Genomic DNA, 16,739 nt, shown 5'->3' with positions numbered 1-16,739 from the left:
CCTGTCAGAGCACCTTAGCTGAAACGATACGCCCCGACAATAATCCTGTTCCGGGACGGTCAGAGGTGGAAGCTTAATCGTGTCTGATCACGTGAAAACCTTCTTCCGGTTCCGGTGCGACAAAGTGACGGGATATCAGCTCAAACTGCTCATCGGTGACGCTAAACTGATGTGTTCCGGCCTGATTGCGCGCCTGCAGCCGGGCTTTACACACTTCTTCCGGTACGTTCAGATAATGCAGCTGATGGTCTGCGCCCGATCCCGTGATAAGACTCATCATCCACTGACGGTTCGCCACCGTATTAGCCGGAAAATCCAGCACGACCGAGACACCGGCCCTGAGCAGTGAAATCACATGCGGGGCAATGGCTTGTCTGAGTCTGGCCGAGCAGCGGACATAATCCGCCACAGAGAGCATCTCATCCTGATAAAGATGAGTAAGCCACTGGTCTTCATTAAGCACTACGGTGCAAGGCGCGCTGGCCAGATGTTGGGACAGGGTGGATTTTCCCGAGGCTATTTTCCCGCATAGAATATGCAGAACTGCCGGGCGCGGTTGCGTGACATTGGCGGGGCTGGCTGTGGAATTCATTTATCTCTCCGGTTCAGGCGTTATCTGAGTCATTAAAACATCGCATTAATTTCTGAATATGGCGCGGCTTTTTCCAGCATAGGCGTCATTTCGTCGTGTTGCAGGAACCCGCTGACTAACTGCGCGTTGTGCGCCCATAACGTTTGCGGCAACCAGGAACCGGCGCTCAGGCGGCGTACGCCAATGCCTGCAAGCTCGCTGACCGGCGGCAGTCCCGGCCAGACCGCCACATTGAGCAGCAGATCCGTGCTGCCAGCAATGGCGCGTATTTCTTCTGCCTCCGCCAGCCCGATGACAAAAATGCCGTCGGCTCCGGCGTCGCGGTAAGCCTGAGCCCGCGTGATGACCTCCGCTGCTTTTTCGCCAGCAGGAACCAAATTGCGTGCGTAAACGTCGGTGCGCACATTGATATAAAGATCTACACCGCAGCGGGCGCTGGCGGTTCTGATGGCTTCAATTTTCCGGCACAACACATGCGGATCGCCTGCGCCGTCCTCAATATTGATACCCACCACGCCCGTATCCATAAATCGTGAGACGGTTAGCGCCACCGTCGCCGGAATATCGCTGTAACCGCCTTCGATATCCGCAGACAGCGGCACTGAAATCACCCGAGAAATCGATGCCGCGCGTGCGACATATTCCTCAACGGGCAACAGGTTGCCATCTCGATAGCCCAGTGACCAGGCGACGCCCGCGCTGGTGGTGGCAATGGCTGTCGCCCCCAGACTTTCAATCAGGCGCGCGCTGCCTGCGTCCCAGGCATTGGGTAATTTCAGCGGAGTTTGTTGCAGATGCAGTTCACGAAATAAGGTGGCAGATGGCGTTTTCATGGAAGGGTTCCTCAAAAAAGAATCATTCTAATCATGCTTAATTTTCCTGATAATAGCCGGAAATAACATTCATTCATTCGCTGAGAGCAATAATGAACGCGCCGTCCCTGCATCTGGTACAAGCCTTTGTCGCGGTGGTTGAACATCATAGTTTTGTCCGTGCCGCCAGCGCGCTGGGCATTACTCCTTCTTCTGTCAGTCGTTTTATTAAAATGCTGGAACAGGAACTGAGCACCACGCTGCTGAACCGCACCACGCGGGCGATGTCGCTGACGGAAACCGGCAAACGCTATTACGCCGAATGCCATCAGGCGCTGTTGCAGCTCAATAATGCTGCCGGAATGGTGCGTGATGAACAGACGCTGCCTTATGGCGTGCTGGTCGTGAGCGCGCCGGTGGCGTTCGGTCATACCCATATCGTGCCTTATCTGAGCGAGTTTCTGGCGACCTGTCCACAGGTGCAGCTGGATCTGCGTCTGACCGATGACTACGTTGATCTGGTGTCAGAAGGCATCATGCTGGCGTTCCGGATTGGTCGCCTGAAGGATTCTTCTCTGATTGCACACAAGATGCTGGATAACCGGCGGATCCTGGTGGCGGCTCCGGCTTATCTGAAAAAACGCGGCACGCCGTTGAGCGCGGAAGATCTCCACGAGCATGAGTGTATTGTCTCTTCCGCCAGTCAGGATGGTGTGCTCTGGCGGCTATTTTTGAATGCTGAAGGATCGAATGCCAGAGAGTCGAATGGAGAAGAGCGAATACTGGCGCCAAAAGGATCGGTCAAAGTGGATAACGCCGATGCCGCGCGTCGGCTGTGTATTGATGGTCAAGGTATCGCGTTTCATTCCGCGGTCACCATGGCGGCGGCGATTGCCGCAGGGGATTTAGTGCAGGTATTGCCGCAATGGACAGGGCGGGAAACCGGTGTTTATTGTGTGCGACCCAACCGGCGTACCGGTCCGGCGGCGAAGGCGCTGCTCGACTTTTTGGCCGCGCGCTGGCAGCGTCCATGACTGTCTGGCCACATCCGTTATACTTAACCGATACGCATGAACGGAGGCGCTTATGAATTTGGATCTTTTCGATCACCCGGATTTTCACCCGAACTGGCGTGAAGACTTGTGTCCCGGCGCAGTGGTTCTGCGCGGTGCTGCGCTGGAAGACGATGTCGTGTTGCTGGCGGAAATCGATCGTATTGCCGGACTGGTACCATTTCAGTATCGCGCGACGCCCGGCGGTTATGCGATGTCGGTAGCGATGACCAACTGCGGGGATGTCGGCTGGGTGACAGATAAAGCCGGATACCGTTATCAGGCGACGTCGCCGGAAAACCATCAGCATTGGCCGCCGATGCCGGAACTGTTTCGACAGATTGCGGTGAAAGCGGCAGAACAGGCGGGATTCCCCGGATTTGAGCCGGACGCCTGTCTCATCAACCGTTATCAGCCGGGCGCTAAAATGAGCCTGCATCAGGACAAGGACGAGCACGATTTCGGCCAGCCGATTGTTTCTGTCTCGCTGGGTTTACCGGCTGTTTTTCAGTTTGGCGGCATGGAGCGCAGCGATAAAACACAGCGCGTGCAGTTAACGCATGGCGATATTGTGGTGTGGGGCGGCCCGTCGCGGCTGCGTTATCATGGCGTGTTGCCGCTGAAAGCGGGCGAGCATCCGCTGACCGGATCCTACCGATTTAATCTGACGTTCCGAAAAGCGATATAAACTGAGGGTATCGGGCAGTAAAGCACAGGACTTTATCCTCATTCTGCTTTACACTGCCGCCCTGCAAAAACTGACATGTTGAATAGATAATTACTTAGGCGGTAAGCGATGAACGGCGTAATCACAACCTGGTTTGAAGATAAAGGTTTCGGTTTTATCAAAGATGAAAACGGCGATAACCGTTATTTCCACGTGATTAAAGTTGCAAACCCTGAGCTGATTAAAAAAGATGCTGTAGTCACTTTCGAGCCGACCACCAATAACAAAGGCCTTTCCGCCTTTGCGGTGAAAGTCGAGCCGGAGAGCAAATACATCTTTATCGCCGGTGAGCGCATCAAAATCACCAGCATCAAGTCCTTCCTGGCGTTTAACGAAGAAGTACCGGCAGAGTCGAAGATCGACAAAGAAAACGCCGTGCTGTCCGTGGGCCTGCTGATGAACCGTATCCGCCCGCAGGAAGAAGAGAAGAAAGCGGAAACACGCACCATGAAAAAGCTGCTGATCACCACCTTCCAGAACAGCACTTATGTGTTTACGGAAGATGAAATTGATGTGGATGCCACCGTCAAAACGCTGAAAGCACTTTAAGATTTTCTTTTCCAAAACCGGTGCGCATTCGCAGCACCGGTTCTGTTTCCTCCCTCGTTAATAAGTCACCGTCACGGTCACCGTATCGCTGTAGTTTCCGGCGGGCTGATTGCTTTGCGCCAGATTCACGGAAGCCGTATACGGAAACGATTGTGATGTGCCGGTACCGGTCGCGCTGCTGTTAGTTGCCGCCGTCCACACCGTGCTGTCGCCTTTAAATATCTGATATTGCAGATAACTGGTGGTGCCGCCGACGGTGGATGCCATCTGCCGGTACTGGCCGGATGCCGCTACGCTGCTGGTGAGATTGACGGAATAACTGGCGTTCAGCGTACAGCGCACGCTGATGGTATTAGCAACCACCGTGGTCAGGCCGGAAGGCAGGGCGGCGCTGCCAAAACCCACGTTTGGCGCGCTGTCGATGTAGCAAAAGTTGGTGACGTTAAGCGTCAGGTTGACGGAACCGCTGACATTGCCGGTATCGGCGATACACAACAACGTGCCAACGGCCACCGAGCAGATGTTCCATCTCCAGGCGATAGGAATGGTATCCGTATAGGTGCCGGCCGCCAGATTGGATAGCGTTTGTGGCATCACATACAACGGTAACGTACCGTTCGGCCCGGAGAACAACCCCAGTAACCCCAGTGCAGTCGTGCTGCTCCAGCTGATCACATCGCCCTGGTTATATACCGTGCCGCAACTGCTGTCTTTACACAGGTTGTAAGGCAGATACTGGCCGGTTGCCGCGCTGTAAAGGCGGGGCTGCGTGCCGCTGGGATGAAGCGTGGCGCCAATGGTCGCGGTTATGGTGTTGGTGCCGCCGATACTCAGCAAGGGACCCGTGCAGCTTAAGCCGCTGCTGCCTGAGGTGACCAGCGGTGAAGTGCTGACCGCAAACGAGTTTTGGGTACCCAGCGTGATGGTGGTGGCCGCCGTAGTACAGCCGGCAAACGCCTGCGATGACACGCCCGTCAACAGCATCAGCAACAGGATCGGCACTAGAGCGCGGCGTATCCACTGCCTGAACATTCTCATGATTTATCTCCTGCTGATGCGCCTGTTTTGCCACCCGGACATGACAGCGGCCCCACCTGCTCTATGCTGTGGCGATCAGGGTTCAGCGTGAAGCTGACCCGACAGACCGAATGATCTTCCTGCTGGATATTCAGCACGTTGTTTTCCTTCAGATGCGAGAAGTACACCAGCCCGTCGTAACCGGTGACGGTGGTTTGCTGCGTATTTTGCTCTGTGACCAGAGTGCCCAGCTTGAGCGGTTGTCCGGCGGCGTCGTGCAGGGTGATATTGGCCGACAGCACTTTTTCAACGCTGAATTTCACCACCACGCCGCTGCCTTGTTTCACCGCGATGCGGTCATTGACGTTATTCGCAACCACGTCGGCGGGCAGCGGCAGGGTATCGATTTCCACTTTGGCCGGGTAATACGAGCTGACGGTTGGGATCAGCAGATGGCCTTTCTTGTCGGTTTTGCCCATTTTCTGATTCTCGAAAAGTACCGGAACGTCGGCGTAATGGTCGGTATCGACCACGATAAAGGCATCATTGATCTTGTCAGAAAGGAACCAGTCATTGGCCATAAACACGATTGAACCGCTTAAGTCAGCCCAGTTGGTGTAATCGCCCTGATTGCCGTAGAACCCGCCCTGAATCGTGGCGAAGCGTGATTTCCAGGTGGCATCGGCCTGCTGATAAGGATTGTTGCCGCCGCTGTAGGCCAGATTCCAGCCGAGTCCGCCGTCAGTTGGCGTGGCTTTGCTGGCGCCGATTTGCTCCTGATAATTGCCCGCGCTGTCACGCTGCACACCGGCATTCATGTTGATATTGGTGCCAATCGGAATGATAAATTGCAGCTGCGCGCTGTAGCCGCTGTCGCCCAGCGTTTTGTTGAGTGATAAAAACATGCTGCTTTGTCCCCACAGCGAGCGGCTGTAGGAGAAATTCACCAGACGGGTATGCGAATTGTCATAGGCTTCGACGTCGTAATAGCCGATGCCCATCGTGCCGTTCGACGGTCCGAACGGCGAGGTGCTGAACGTCACCTGATCCGCCTGACGACTTAATCGCGTGTCGCTGGTGTACGACGTCAGATCCTGATAACCCACCGTGCGTTTTGAACGCAGCGCCGAGAGGCTGAACACCGTCGAATAGTAGGAATAACCCAGCGTGTACTGGCTGCCATCCTTTTTGTCAGTGATATTCTCACCGAGCGGATTGTCGATTTCGCCGCTGGAATTTGGGATGCCCGGCCTCTGCCCGTTGTTGTCATTATCCTGCGTAACTGTCTGATTATCGCTGCTGACCGGCGGATGATCGGCCTTACTCTGGCTGCCGGAAACGCTCAGCGTTCCCCAGGTTCCCACTGCCACATCCGCCCCTAATCCTCCCAGTGCCAGACCTTGTACGATTTCGGTATGACCGGACAGCGTCAGATAATCGCTCAGCCCGTAACGGTAAATACCGCTGAATGCGGCATCCGAATAATCGCCATTTGTGACGCCATAGTTGTTGCGCACCGCCCCGAGCGAGAAATCGAAATCGCTGAGGTTTTTGCGCAGCAGGGTGTTGGAAACGTAAAACGGCACGCTGGTTGAAACCTGACGTCCGACCGCATCGGTGGTGACAATCGTCGCTTCACCGGCACCGTTGATATACGGCACGTTGGTCAGCGTAAAAGGCCCGGAATTCAGGTTATTACTGCTGGCCTTGTAGCCGTTGAGAAACAGATCCACCGTGCTTGGTACCGCCGCTGTGCCGCTGTACTGCAACAGCGGATAGGTCACCAGATCCGGGCGAACGGCAAAGTTGCGGCTGATACGCAAACCGCCCATGCGCGCCGAATTACTCCAGGTCAGGGAGTCACTGACGAAATCCCCGACCTGATAGCTGATCAGGTTCTTTTCGTCGGTAAAGCGCCAGAAGGTGTCGTAACGCAGATAGCCGTCCTGCGCGGTGCTGCCGCCATTTTCGTTATTGCCCGAACCGTCGATGTTATAGCGGTAAGTACCAGTATTGGTGAGCAATCCGAGGCTGCTGAATAAACGTTGCTCCATCCAGGTGGCGATAGATTTAGAACCACCCGGCGGGTCGGTGTAGTACGAGTCATAGTTAAACAGCAGGCCGGTGCTGCTTTGCGACGGCGTGTAGTTCATCAGCGGATCGCCGCTGACCTTCTGGTTCGGCAGCCAGGCGTCCGGCACGGTTAACACCAGTTGCTGGGTGGCTGAATCGTATTTTGCTTTAACGTCCGGCAATTCGCCGACATTGATCAGCCCCTGCTGACCGTTAATGTGGATGTGATTTTTTGCCAGTACACCGGCTTCAACGAAATAGGCATTATTGCGATACGTCACCGGCACCACCTGATTATCTGTCTGGCCGTTGACCACAATCGACAGATAAAACATGGCGTCGGTCACCACCGGTGCCGCTCGCGGGGCATCGGGCAGTGACGAATATTCCTGTGCCTGCGCGCCGAAGGCGCTCAGATACAACAGGCACAGGCTTCCCCGGAAAATCAGCACACGCTGACAACCTGCACCGGGAAGCGATCTTTTTGGCATCCGTGGCGGCTCCTGCTGTTATTCGCCGCGTGGAATGACAATCGGTTTGGTGTTATCGGCAATTTGCGCATTGAGCTGTGCGCCCGGCGTGACGCCTGCCGGCACTGGCCAGCGCATCTGCTGCCCCGGCAATACATACCCCATAAAACCGCCGACCATGGTTTTGACGCCTTGCTTCTGATTGCCAGCGGATGACCAGAACACGTTGCTCAGACGCGCATGGACAATGCCGGTATTGCGCACCTGCAAATAGGTTTTGCCGCCTTCGGATACCGAACGCCACGTGAGGATCGGGCGGGTCGCCGTTGACTCATCGCGTTTCATATCAGGGCGATCGTTGGTCCATAAACTGCCGCCATCCATAAACAGCGGCAGAAGATAACGCATCTGCAATTGCAGCCCGACCACCGCCTTGTCTTTGCCTTCACCGGCACTGTTCAGCGGAGACGGAATTTCATCGATGATAATGCGGTACGCCTGTTCGGTATTCGCGGGCACCGGCGTGTTGCGGATCAAACGGATCAGCTGGCGCTGGCCCGGCGGCACGGTGGCGAACGGCGGACTGGCGACCACGTTGGTTTGATCGGCGTATTTCTCGTTAAAATTCTCCTGCTTCCAGGCCAGCACGCGCACCTGTAAAGACACCGGCTCTGCGCCACGGTTTTCCAGCCAAAGGGCCGATCCGTTCTGATCGGATTCGATAATCTGATAGACCGGCCACACCAGCACCGAACTGGCAGCCTGAACCGCCGTACCGGAAAACAAAGCCACAGCCATAGTAGTGGCAGCCATCATGCGTGAGAACATCGTCGTCATAGCTCATATCCTGATGATTCAATAAGTGAGAGTCACGGTTACCGTGTCGGTGTAAGTGCCCGCAGTGGGTGACGTCGTGAATGAAAACAACCGGCCATAGACCGGGTAAGTTTGTGTTGTTGAGGGAAAGCTGCTGATGGTCATCGCCTGTGCGCCGGTTCCCCAAACCACGGTGCGTGCGGCATTTTGATAAAGCTGATAGCCAAGCGTCGCGGTGGCACCGCTGTTGGCCATATAACGTTGTGCGGCGGAGCCGCCGTGAATGCCGTAATCCATCCCAATCGCCACCGTGGTGCCCGGCGTGCAGGTGACCACCACCGAGCCTGCGCCCGAGGTGCTGACCACATCGACATTGGTGGGAACGGAAGGAAAGGAGCCGAAATTGAGGGTGCCGAGATTGGTGGTCGGGCTGGAAAGTGAGCTGCCGAAAACGCAGCCGTTGGTGAGCGTGGCCGTGACGGTAAATGTGGCGGTGGTTGTCGCGGCGCGTGCTGAACTGCACATTATCAGCGGCAACGACATCAGCGGCAGCAACATGAGCAGCACCTGCGGCACCAGCAAACGGCCAGGCATAAAAACCTCTACCAGGATACGGTGACATTCACCGTATCCTGATAAACACCGGCAGCAGGCGTGGTCTGCGCCGGAACGCGTCCATAGACCGTGCTCCACTGATCCGCGCCATTACCGGTTCCGCTGACGCCGGTGACATTATCCCAGACGGTGGTACGCGCCGCCGTGGTGTAAAGGTTGTACTGCAAGGTCAGTGCGCTGTTGGTGGTATTGACCATCCTGCGGGCGGTAACAACGCCACTGCTGCCGCCATCCATGACGATTTTATACGTCAGCCCGTTCACGCAATTCACGCGAATCGACCCCGCCAGTTGCGCGCTGGTGGCGTTAATTGCGCTGGTGAGCGACGCATAGTTGCCAAAATTCAGCGTACCGAAGCTGGTGCTGCCGGACGTCGTGGTTCCCGCATTGCAGGCGGGCAGCAACGTGGCGCTGATGCCTATCGTTGCCGCCTGGCTGAATGGAATGCGCAACTGCATTGACACCAGCAGGGCAGCCGGCAATAGCAGCAGTACCTTGATGTCCATGATCTTTCCTTCCTTGAAACAAAAGCCAGTCAGAGGCGAAACCGGCTCTGATGGAAAACAGCCTTACCAGGAAAGAGTGGCAACAACGGTATCGTTATACGTCCCCGCAGCCGGTGTGGTGCTGGTCTGGTCAGCAGGCAGCACACGACCATAAATCGGGATATTTTGCGCAGTGGTGCCCGTCGTCAAAGTAATCGGCGTATTGATGGCGATTTCTGTGGTACGTGCAGTGTCAGAATAGAGGCGGTAAGGAATACTGTTGCCGCTGGATGTCATGGTTCGCAGCCCGCCGGTTGCCGCCAGTCCGCCGTTCAATGACAACGTCGGTGTCAGCCCGGTGCTACAGGTGATGGTGACGGCACCGGTGCCATTGGCACCAAATACTGTCCCGTTGATCACGCTGGTCAGATCCGCGTAGTTACCAAAGTTCAGGGTACCCCACTGGTTGGTTCCCCCCGTTGATGTGCCGTTACCGACAGTACAACCGGTGCTGATGGTCAGCTGAACGCCTACCTGCCCTGTTAAGGTACCGGCTGCCTGAACACCTGCCGCTAAGATCAGCGTTGCAGCAGCAAGACCGGCCAGTAATAATGATTTTTTTTCGCCCATGATGACTCCCAATAACCGCTTACACAGTTGTGTATTCATGCAACGGCGTTGCATGTGGAAATCCTCTGGTGGTCAATAATTAACGCTAAAAAACTGCAAGAAAAGCCGGTAATTAACAGCGTTCAGGCCGGGTGTTATGTTTTCCCTTCACAATGGAACGGAGCCCTGACCTTAATGCGCATGATGAAAAACGCCGTCATGGTTAAATATAAGTTAATAAATTTACCTTAAGGGGATCTTTTCAGCATTCTGGTTAATAAGGATAAAAATTCTATAAATTCAAAATTATCCATTTTTAATCCTGTTTATTTATGTTTTGTGTTGTTAATGATTGCGTTAAGACCACTAAACGATGAGGTTTTTTAACCATTGGTTTTGTGATGTTATCAATTTGCTTCTCGTGATAGTTCAACGGAGCTACTGATGTTTTCAGATGATGTGATTCAAGACATGAACCGGCTGGCGCATTTTCTGGCCTTAGATCAGACGTCAGGAAAGGGACCGGAAGGTGAAGCGTCTCTCATGATCCTGCTGGGCAATGCGATTTTGCCGACCGCCGAAGCGGCGTTTCAGGCGCTGGCGCAGGGGCGGATTTCCCGTTTGCTGATTGCCGGAGGGATTGGGCATTCCACTGACTTGCTGTATCAGGCGGTGCAGACGCATCTGCGCTACCGGCACATCCATACATCAGGTCGCAGTGAGGCCGAAGTGCTGAACGATATCGGCGTTCAGTGCTGCGCCGCGCCGCAAAAGCAGATTTTGCTGGAAACCGCCTCAACCAACTGTGGCGACAATGCCTTACAGGCCCGACGGGTGCTGGATCTGGCCGGTGATCGCTCCACGCACATCACGCTGGTGCAGGATCCGCTGATGCAACTGCGCACCGATGCGAGTTTCCGCCACGTCTGGCGCGACCGCCCTGAAGTGACATTCGTCAACTGGCCGGTGCTGGTGCCTCAGCTGGAACGTGACGGCGACGGACTGCGTTTTGCCGGAGAAGGGCATCACAGCCTGTGGTCGCTGCCACGGTTTGTCTCGCTGCTGCTCGGCGAAATCCCACGCCTGCGTAACGCCCCGGGTGGTTATGGTCCGCGCGGGGCGGGCTTTATCGCAGAAGTTGATATTCCGGCAGAGATTGAGGAAATTTATGCCCGGCTGAAACCGGTGCTGGACGCGGATTACGGCGACAGATCCTTCTGACATCCGGCAGGTACGGGATCGGATTCATCCTGATGATTCCCGCGCAGCGCCAGCAGCACCACCAGCGCAGAGAACAGCGTAATCGCCATCAGACATAACAGTAACGGATGCAGTGAAGCGGCATAAATCTGCTGAAGCTGCGCCGTGCTGGCCTGCGGAATAAGCTGTTGCGCCACGGCGAGATTACCGGTCGCCAGCCGCTGCGCCGCCTGACTGATTGCCGGGGAACTGATCGCCTGAACACTGATCGCGGTGCCGGTAAAATTCGCCGTCAGCGCGGTGTGCGTTAATGCCGAAAGAATAGCACCGACGATCGCCAGTGAGACGCCTTCTCCGGCCACCCGCGTGGTGCTGAAAATCCCGGTCGCCATGCCCGCCCGTTCTTTGGGAACGACGCTCACAGACAATCCATCCATCAGTCCCCACGGCAGACCGGTGCCGATGCCGATAACCACCATCGGCGCGAGCATCGCGGTTATATCCTGCGCCAGTACCGCCTGACTTAACCAGCCTAATCCGGCGGCGGCAATCACCAAGCCCGAGGTGCATAACACGCCTGCGGACACCCAGCGCGTCAGCCATGCCGCCAGCAGCGGAACCACCAGCATCGGCACCGACAGCGCCATCATCATGAGCCCGGCCCGTTCTTCGCTAAGATTTTCTATGCCGATAAACAGCATCGGCAAAATCACCAGCAGCACCACAAAACAGAAACCGGTCGCCAGCGGCAGCGCCTGCACACCGATAAAACGGATATAGCGGAACAGCGATAAGTCGAGCATCGGGTTGTTTACGCGACGCTCCACCATGACAAAAACTGCCAGTAACAGCGCCGCACCCGCCAGCAGCGAAAGTACCCGGACGCTTTGCAGACCGGATTGCGGGATTTCCATCAGCGCCCAGGTCAGCAATGCCAGCATGGCGGTGAAGGAGACGGTACCCGGCCAGTCGATACCCGTCGCCTGCGGATTACGGGTTTCGCGCATTTTGCTGGCACCGGTCACCAGCGCCAGAGCTGCAATCACCGTCGCGGAGAAAAACACCGCACGCCAGCCGAAGTGGGCGATCAGCACGCCCGCGAGGAACGGGCCGAAGGCCAGCCCGATGCCAAAACTGCTGCCCATCAGGCTGAAAGCCCGGGTACGCGCTGCGCCGTCGAATTCCTGTGCCAGAGCCGCCGCGCCGCCCGCCAGTGCGCCCGCCGCCGCGATGCCCTGTGCGGCGCGCAGCAGATCAATCCACAGCAAATTGCTGCTGAATGCCTGCAATAACGACAGCAACGCAAACAGCGAGACACCGCTGATGAACACTTTTTTACGCCCCAGTTCATCGGCCAGCGCGCCGGCGGCCATCAGAAAACAGCCGAATGTGAGCATAAATGAATTGGTTATCCAGCTCAGTGCCTGCGCACTGCCGCCGAGTTCGCGGGCAATAGCGGGCGTTGCCACTGCGCCGCTGACAAAATTAAGCGGCAAAATCACCGCCGCCAGACATACGGTAAACAAAACGCGCAGGCTGCCCGTCGAGGGTGTTGCTGATGAGTTCATGGCTGCTTCCGACAGTTGAGAATAGTGATGATGATAAAATGTCAGCAATATTGCGGAAACAGGCCATAAGTCCGATGATTAAGGACTAAAACGCTCTAATAAACGGGAAGGAAAAATGGAGAACCTCAACGGCCTGCTGGCCTTCGTCCGCGCGGCGCAAAGTCAGAGTTTTGCGGCGGCGGCGGAGCGCATGGGGATTTCGGCCTCGGCGGTTGGCAAAAGTGTGGCGCGGCTGGAGGAAAAACTCAGCGTGCGGTTATTCAACCGTAGCACGCGGCGTATCAGCCTGACCGATGAGGGGCAGCTGTTTTTCGAACGCTGCCAGAATATCGTTTCGCAACTGGAAGAGGCGGAACAGGAACTGGTGCGAATTTCTGCTGTGCCACGCGGAAAATTACGCATTACCGCGCCCGCTATCGGTTACCGCATGCTGTTGCCGCATCTGCCGGAATTTCGTCAGCGTTATCCCGATGTCGAACTGGATCTGGATTTCAGTGACCGGATGGCAGATGTCATCGACGAAGGCTTTGATATCGCCATCCGCAGCGGCGAACTGAACAGTTCACAAATGATGTCACGCCGCCTCGGGCCGTTCCGGTTTGCCATTGTGGGAAGTCCGGCGTATTTCGCCAGCCATCCGGCGCCGCTAAGACCTGACGATCTTTATCAGCACGCCTGTCTGCGCTACCGGTTTCCGGGCAACGGACAGTGGCAGGAATGGGAGATGACCGGCGTGACGCCACCTGAGCTGCCGCTGGCGCTGAGCAGCAATAATCTGGAATCTATTTTACAGGCGACGTTGCAAGGGCTGGGACTGGCCTATGTGCCGGAATTTATCGTGCGGCCTTATCTTGAGTCCGGTGAACTGGTGGCGGTGCTGCATGATTATCTGAAAGAAGGCGGGAAATTTTCCGTGGTGTGGCCGAGCAGCCGTCATATGCTGCCGAAAGTGCGGGTATTTATTGATTTTCTTACCGAAAAACAGGTGCTGGGTGATATCACATCCGGATAAAAAAACGGGGCACAAGGCCCCGTGAGGTTTTTTATTACAAGTCAAAAGAGGTTTATTACAGGTCAGAAGAGATTTATCTCAGGTCTGACGAGATTTATCTCAGGTCTGACGCGATTTATCGCACGTCTGAAGGGGATCAGATTTGCTTCCACTGTGACCATTCGCCGGTAAATTCGGCTTTGCCCGGCTGGTCGCCCTGCGTCCAGTAGTTGGCCTGATAATCTTTACCGTTCAGGCTGACTTTATCACCCGTGTTGTACACCTTGCTGGATTCCCAGGTGGCATATTTGCCGGCCGGAGATGGCGTTGGTGTCGGCTCTGGCGTTGGTTCTGGTGTTGGTTCAGGAGTCGGTTCCGGCGTTGGCTCTGGTGTCGGTTCAGGCGTTGGCTCCGGAGTCGGTTCTGGCGTTGGTTCTGGTTCAACAGCCGTATTCCCGAGGACGGTCACGGTGATAGATTTGGACGATGATTTCTCACCATGCTCATCGGTGACGACCAGAGTGAAGCTGAAATCAGATTTGCTGACCAGGTCCGGTGCAGTGAAGTCTGCGGACACAGCGCTATAAGAAGACAGCGCAATGGCAGCCGGCGCAGTCCATTTATATGTCAGCTTGTCGTTGTCGCGGTCGGCAGAACCCGCTGCGCTCAGACGCACTTTCGCGCCGCTGAATACCTGCAACGAAATGTCACCGGTCGGTGCCACATTGCTTTCCGCAGGGACTTCACCTTCCGGTACCTGACCCGCGATATTCACCCCTTCAAAGTAGAAAGGTGACATATCAATAACCTTCTGCTCGAGGGTGTAACCGAGGCCTTCACGTGCGGCATTGACCAGAATGCCGTTGTCCTGATCGATGGTCCAGGTAAAGAGCGCACCCAGGCCTTTTTCAATCACATAACGGCCTTTTTCACGCACGGTACGTGGAGTATCGATAGACATAAAGAGGCCGGTATCTTTGTTGTAGAGATAATCAGCATCAGCAACCTGATCGGTGTACACCTCAAAGCCGTTGCGGCCTGACTGGTTTTCCAGATCCAGATAGTTATTTACCAGGTCGTACCATTCGCTGGTACCGCTTTCGAACGTCCCGACAGTGGTTTTGCCTTCAACAGGGGTATAAGACCCTTCTAAAGGAGAATAACTTTCCAGCACGGCATTCTGGCCATTACGGGAATAGGCGGCATAACCGACGTTAATACGATCCGCCGGGAAGCCTTTAGCCAGCAGGTATTCCACGATGGTATCGGTACCGAACCCACCTTCAACCAGCGCATGCAGGTTGGTATGGTGTGCCAGTTTTTCAGCCCACGGCGTACCGAAGAAGTCATAAGTCATGACGTTAATGCCATACAGGCCAGCAGCCTGCAGTGCAGTTACGTTGGATTTTTCAAGGATGGCGACCACAGCAGAGCTGGCGATACTGATTTTCACATCAGAGCGCTTGATGGCTTTCATCTCTTTGGTGATTTCAGCCAGCAGAAACGCATAGTTTGCACCATCATTATCGTCATACGGGTTGTTATTCCCGGCATTACCCGGATATTCCCAGTCGATATCCACTTCGCTGAACATTGGGAAACGGGTGAACAGGCTGGCGACGCTTTTCGCAAAAATCTGACGCCCGTCTGCTGATTTCGCCATGTTGTGGAAGCCATTACTTAACGTCCAGCCACCAATACTCATGGAAAGCACCAGATCATGACCGACCGCTTTGGCACGTTTTTGCAGGTCACGTAAGCCGCCAATCAGACCTTTTACATTGGCTTGCGTGGCGCTGGTCGGAGAAAGCTCAACCCAGCCCGGATTGTCGAGATTGTTATTGACGGTAGAAGCGAAATCACCCCACGGATCCAGGAACGTCGCCTGATGGGTGGTTTTGTCCATTTGCCGCGCCGCATTGGCGACGGTGTTGGCTTTTTCGCCCTGATCACCAACGATTCCAACGAAACCAAAGATGATTTTGTCGTAAGCAGTCGGTGGAATATTTGCCAGATCAAAGCCACGGCCACGTGACCCTTTTTCTGCCTTCGCATTTTGCAAACGGCCATCATATTGAGACCAGTCAGTATAATAACCAAATACTTTTGGCTTATTCGCCTTGTTGTATTTGTTGTATACCGGTTTAGTGACACGTGCAGAGGTATAGCTGTAATTCTCTGTTTCTGTGGCGGGTTTAAAACCGTCATCTTTATAGGAAGATTCGGTTAACTCGTCGGTCTTAATGATTTCACTGTTCGGCATAATAATTTCCTAAGTTTTAATTGAATACATCAACAGCCGTTTGCTGCTGGTGGATATATTCGACCTGGAAATAAAAACCGGCAAATCACATTGAGATATAAATAAAATTGACTAAGATAAAATTTATGGATGTTTTATGAACGTTAAAACATGGCTAGTTTTATCGATCTCAATAATCACGCTGATGACAAAATCACATATCACAAATTAATCATTAAAAACATTACTATTCAGTTGCTTGACTGGCGTGTTGTTGTTGAGTGAGAATTAAGTTGTTTTTGAGTTTTACTTAATAACCCCCCGTTTCTTCTAAATCAGTCACATCTTAACTAAAATACTTAATATTAATCCTATTGCCTGTGGAGAAAATAATAAAAGCAGATACGCTTAATCATCAGCAAAGATTACGTGGGGTTTCTCAGATGTCTGTAATAATGGAGGGGAGAGGATGATGGCTGTTTACCTGATAAATAGTGAATATATATTTAATGAAAAAACAAAGGAATTTAAAAAACTCCACAGTGATGTAAACATTAAACTGACGTCAATGAGAGCACGCTGCCTGAGTTATATAATTGAACATGCCCAGGATGAAGTCATCGAAAAAGAGGCAATCTCACAAGCCTTGTGGGGGAGCCGCAGTAAATTCACCAGCGATGCCAGCCTCACTCAAACTCTTTATTTAATACGCCGTGATCTTAAATTTGCCGGACTAGATGAATTTTTTATTACCGTACCGAAATCAGGCATCCGTGTCAGTACCTCAGCCACCGTCGAAATCATGGAAGAGAAGGTTCCACCTGTCAAAAACGTCAGACCGTGGCTGCTGGCATTTGGTTTTATCGTCTCAGTGTTATTGCTCGGTACCGCGTTGTTCCTGACGCTTCAACTTTAATCGTT

The 16,739-nt window shown here is 54.2% G+C and carries 16 protein-coding genes; 6 read left to right on the top strand and 10 right to left on the bottom strand.

Translation table 11 applies throughout. The features are described 5' to 3' along the window. Positions 1–73: 73 nt before the first annotated feature. A complete protein-coding gene (locus ACJY2G_RS06735; RefSeq protein ID WP_430318800.1) occupies positions 74–592 on the bottom strand; it encodes an AAA family ATPase in 519 nt (172 codons plus the stop codon). Between the two features lie 32 nt (positions 593–624). After that, a complete protein-coding gene (locus ACJY2G_RS06730) occupies positions 625–1,425 on the bottom strand; it encodes an isocitrate lyase/PEP mutase family protein (protein ID WP_430318801.1) in 801 nt (266 codons plus the stop codon). Positions 1,426–1,517: 92 nt separating this feature from the next. Here ACJY2G_RS06730 and ACJY2G_RS06725 point away from each other — a divergent pair, with 92 nt between their 5' ends. From ACJY2G_RS06725 to ACJY2G_RS06715, 3 genes are all read left to right on the top strand, one after another. Beyond that, positions 1,518–2,438, top strand: coding sequence for a LysR substrate-binding domain-containing protein (locus tag ACJY2G_RS06725; protein WP_439291581.1), 921 nt, complete (start codon positions 1,518–1,520; stop codon positions 2,436–2,438). Positions 2,439–2,490: 52 nt separating this feature from the next. Beyond that, entirely contained in the window at positions 2,491–3,144 is a 654-nt protein-coding gene (gene alkB / locus ACJY2G_RS06720) for a DNA oxidative demethylase AlkB (RefSeq protein WP_439291580.1), read from the top strand. Positions 3,145–3,252: 108 nt separating this feature from the next. Further along, positions 3,253–3,732 (top strand): cold shock domain-containing protein, encoded by a 480-nt coding sequence (locus ACJY2G_RS06715; protein WP_113878123.1) that lies wholly within the window; start codon positions 3,253–3,255, stop codon positions 3,730–3,732. A gap of 57 nt (positions 3,733–3,789) precedes the next feature. Here ACJY2G_RS06715 and ACJY2G_RS06710 read toward each other — a convergent pair whose 3' ends face one another. From ACJY2G_RS06710 to ACJY2G_RS06685, 6 genes are all read right to left on the bottom strand, one after another. Then, complete coding sequence (locus ACJY2G_RS06710; protein WP_120161098.1) at positions 3,790–4,770, bottom strand: Csu type fimbrial protein; 981 nt, start codon at positions 4,768–4,770, stop codon at positions 3,790–3,792. After that, on the bottom strand, positions 4,767–7,313 hold the full coding sequence (locus tag ACJY2G_RS06705) for a fimbria/pilus outer membrane usher protein (RefSeq protein WP_430318803.1): 2,547 nt from the start codon (positions 7,311–7,313) through the stop codon (positions 4,767–4,769). Before ACJY2G_RS06705 ends, ACJY2G_RS06710 begins: the two co-directional genes overlap by 4 nt. Positions 7,314–7,331: 18 nt before the next feature. Then, positions 7,332–8,120 (bottom strand): fimbrial biogenesis chaperone, encoded by a 789-nt coding sequence (locus tag ACJY2G_RS06700; RefSeq protein ID WP_430319099.1) that lies wholly within the window; start codon positions 8,118–8,120, stop codon positions 7,332–7,334. A 27-nt stretch (positions 8,121–8,147) separates the two neighbouring features. After that, positions 8,148–8,666, bottom strand: coding sequence for a Csu type fimbrial protein (locus ACJY2G_RS06695; RefSeq protein ID WP_208644613.1), 519 nt, complete (start codon positions 8,664–8,666; stop codon positions 8,148–8,150). A gap of 44 nt (positions 8,667–8,710) precedes the next feature. After that, a complete protein-coding gene (locus tag ACJY2G_RS06690; protein WP_112287776.1) occupies positions 8,711–9,229 on the bottom strand; it encodes a Csu type fimbrial protein in 519 nt (172 codons plus the stop codon). A gap of 63 nt (positions 9,230–9,292) precedes the next feature. Then, positions 9,293–9,838 carry a Csu type fimbrial protein gene (locus ACJY2G_RS06685; RefSeq protein ID WP_112287777.1) on the bottom strand — a complete coding sequence of 182 codons (546 nt, stop codon included), beginning with the start codon at positions 9,836–9,838 and terminating at the stop codon, positions 9,293–9,295. Positions 9,839–10,261: 423 nt separating this feature from the next. Between ACJY2G_RS06685 and ACJY2G_RS06680 the strand changes: the two genes are divergently transcribed. Beyond that, positions 10,262–11,038, top strand: a complete 777-nt coding sequence (locus ACJY2G_RS06680) for a YdcF family protein (protein ID WP_430318804.1) — start codon at positions 10,262–10,264, stop codon at positions 11,036–11,038. Here the strand turns inward: ACJY2G_RS06680 and ACJY2G_RS06675 are convergent. Further along, positions 11,017–12,585 (bottom strand): MFS transporter, encoded by a 1,569-nt coding sequence (locus ACJY2G_RS06675; RefSeq protein ID WP_430318805.1) that lies wholly within the window; start codon positions 12,583–12,585, stop codon positions 11,017–11,019. The genes ACJY2G_RS06680 and ACJY2G_RS06675 overlap by 22 nt on opposite strands. Before the next feature lie 115 nt (positions 12,586–12,700). On the opposite strand from ACJY2G_RS06675, the gene ACJY2G_RS06670 reads away from it, so the two are divergent. After that, positions 12,701–13,597, top strand: coding sequence for a LysR substrate-binding domain-containing protein (locus ACJY2G_RS06670; RefSeq protein ID WP_430318806.1), 897 nt, complete (start codon positions 12,701–12,703; stop codon positions 13,595–13,597). 136 nt (positions 13,598–13,733) lie between these two features. Here the strand turns inward: ACJY2G_RS06670 and ACJY2G_RS06665 are convergent, their stop codons facing one another. Continuing rightward, positions 13,734–15,839 carry a glycosyl hydrolase family 18 protein gene (locus ACJY2G_RS06665; protein WP_439291577.1) on the bottom strand — a complete coding sequence of 702 codons (2,106 nt, stop codon included), beginning with the start codon at positions 15,837–15,839 and terminating at the stop codon, positions 13,734–13,736. A 448-nt stretch (positions 15,840–16,287) separates the two neighbouring features. Between ACJY2G_RS06665 and ACJY2G_RS06660 the strand changes: the two genes are divergently transcribed. Continuing rightward, a complete protein-coding gene (locus ACJY2G_RS06660) occupies positions 16,288–16,734 on the top strand; it encodes a winged helix-turn-helix domain-containing protein (protein ID WP_439291576.1) in 447 nt (148 codons plus the stop codon). Positions 16,735–16,739 lie beyond the last annotated feature (5 nt).

Origin of the sequence: Rahnella sp. ATs2 (assembly GCF_051851855.1) — a bacterium.
Taxonomy (GTDB): domain Bacteria; phylum Pseudomonadota; class Gammaproteobacteria; order Enterobacterales; family Enterobacteriaceae; genus Rahnella; species Rahnella variigena.
Note: the sequence above shows the minus strand (reverse complement) of the source record. Positions and strands in the feature narration are given on the sequence as shown.

Coding starts and splice junctions, on each gene's coding strand:
- ACJY2G_RS06735 (WP_430318800.1), bottom strand. CDS start 592: ATGAATTCCACAGCCAGCCCCGCCAATGTCACGCAACCGCGCCCGGCA.
- ACJY2G_RS06730 (WP_430318801.1), bottom strand. CDS start 1,425: ATGAAAACGCCATCTGCCACCTTATTTCGTGAACTGCATCTGCAACAA.
- ACJY2G_RS06725 (WP_439291581.1), top strand. CDS start 1,518: ATGAACGCGCCGTCCCTGCATCTGGTACAAGCCTTTGTCGCGGTGGTT.
- alkB (WP_439291580.1), top strand. CDS start 2,491: ATGAATTTGGATCTTTTCGATCACCCGGATTTTCACCCGAACTGGCGT.
- ACJY2G_RS06715 (WP_113878123.1), top strand. CDS start 3,253: ATGAACGGCGTAATCACAACCTGGTTTGAAGATAAAGGTTTCGGTTTT.
- ACJY2G_RS06710 (WP_120161098.1), bottom strand. CDS start 4,770: ATGAGAATGTTCAGGCAGTGGATACGCCGCGCTCTAGTGCCGATCCTG.
- ACJY2G_RS06705 (WP_430318803.1), bottom strand. CDS start 7,313: ATGCCAAAAAGATCGCTTCCCGGTGCAGGTTGTCAGCGTGTGCTGATT.
- ACJY2G_RS06700 (WP_430319099.1), bottom strand. CDS start 8,120: ATGTTCTCACGCATGATGGCTGCCACTACTATGGCTGTGGCTTTGTTT.
- ACJY2G_RS06695 (WP_208644613.1), bottom strand. CDS start 8,666: ATGTTGCTGCCGCTGATGTCGTTGCCGCTGATAATGTGCAGTTCAGCA.
- ACJY2G_RS06690 (WP_112287776.1), bottom strand. CDS start 9,229: ATGGACATCAAGGTACTGCTGCTATTGCCGGCTGCCCTGCTGGTGTCA.
- ACJY2G_RS06685 (WP_112287777.1), bottom strand. CDS start 9,838: ATGGGCGAAAAAAAATCATTATTACTGGCCGGTCTTGCTGCTGCAACG.
- ACJY2G_RS06680 (WP_430318804.1), top strand. CDS start 10,262: ATGTTTTCAGATGATGTGATTCAAGACATGAACCGGCTGGCGCATTTT.
- ACJY2G_RS06675 (WP_430318805.1), bottom strand. CDS start 12,585: ATGAACTCATCAGCAACACCCTCGACGGGCAGCCTGCGCGTTTTGTTT.
- ACJY2G_RS06670 (WP_430318806.1), top strand. CDS start 12,701: ATGGAGAACCTCAACGGCCTGCTGGCCTTCGTCCGCGCGGCGCAAAGT.
- ACJY2G_RS06665 (WP_439291577.1), bottom strand. CDS start 15,839: ATGCCGAACAGTGAAATCATTAAGACCGACGAGTTAACCGAATCTTCC.
- ACJY2G_RS06660 (WP_439291576.1), top strand. CDS start 16,288: ATGATGGCTGTTTACCTGATAAATAGTGAATATATATTTAATGAAAAA.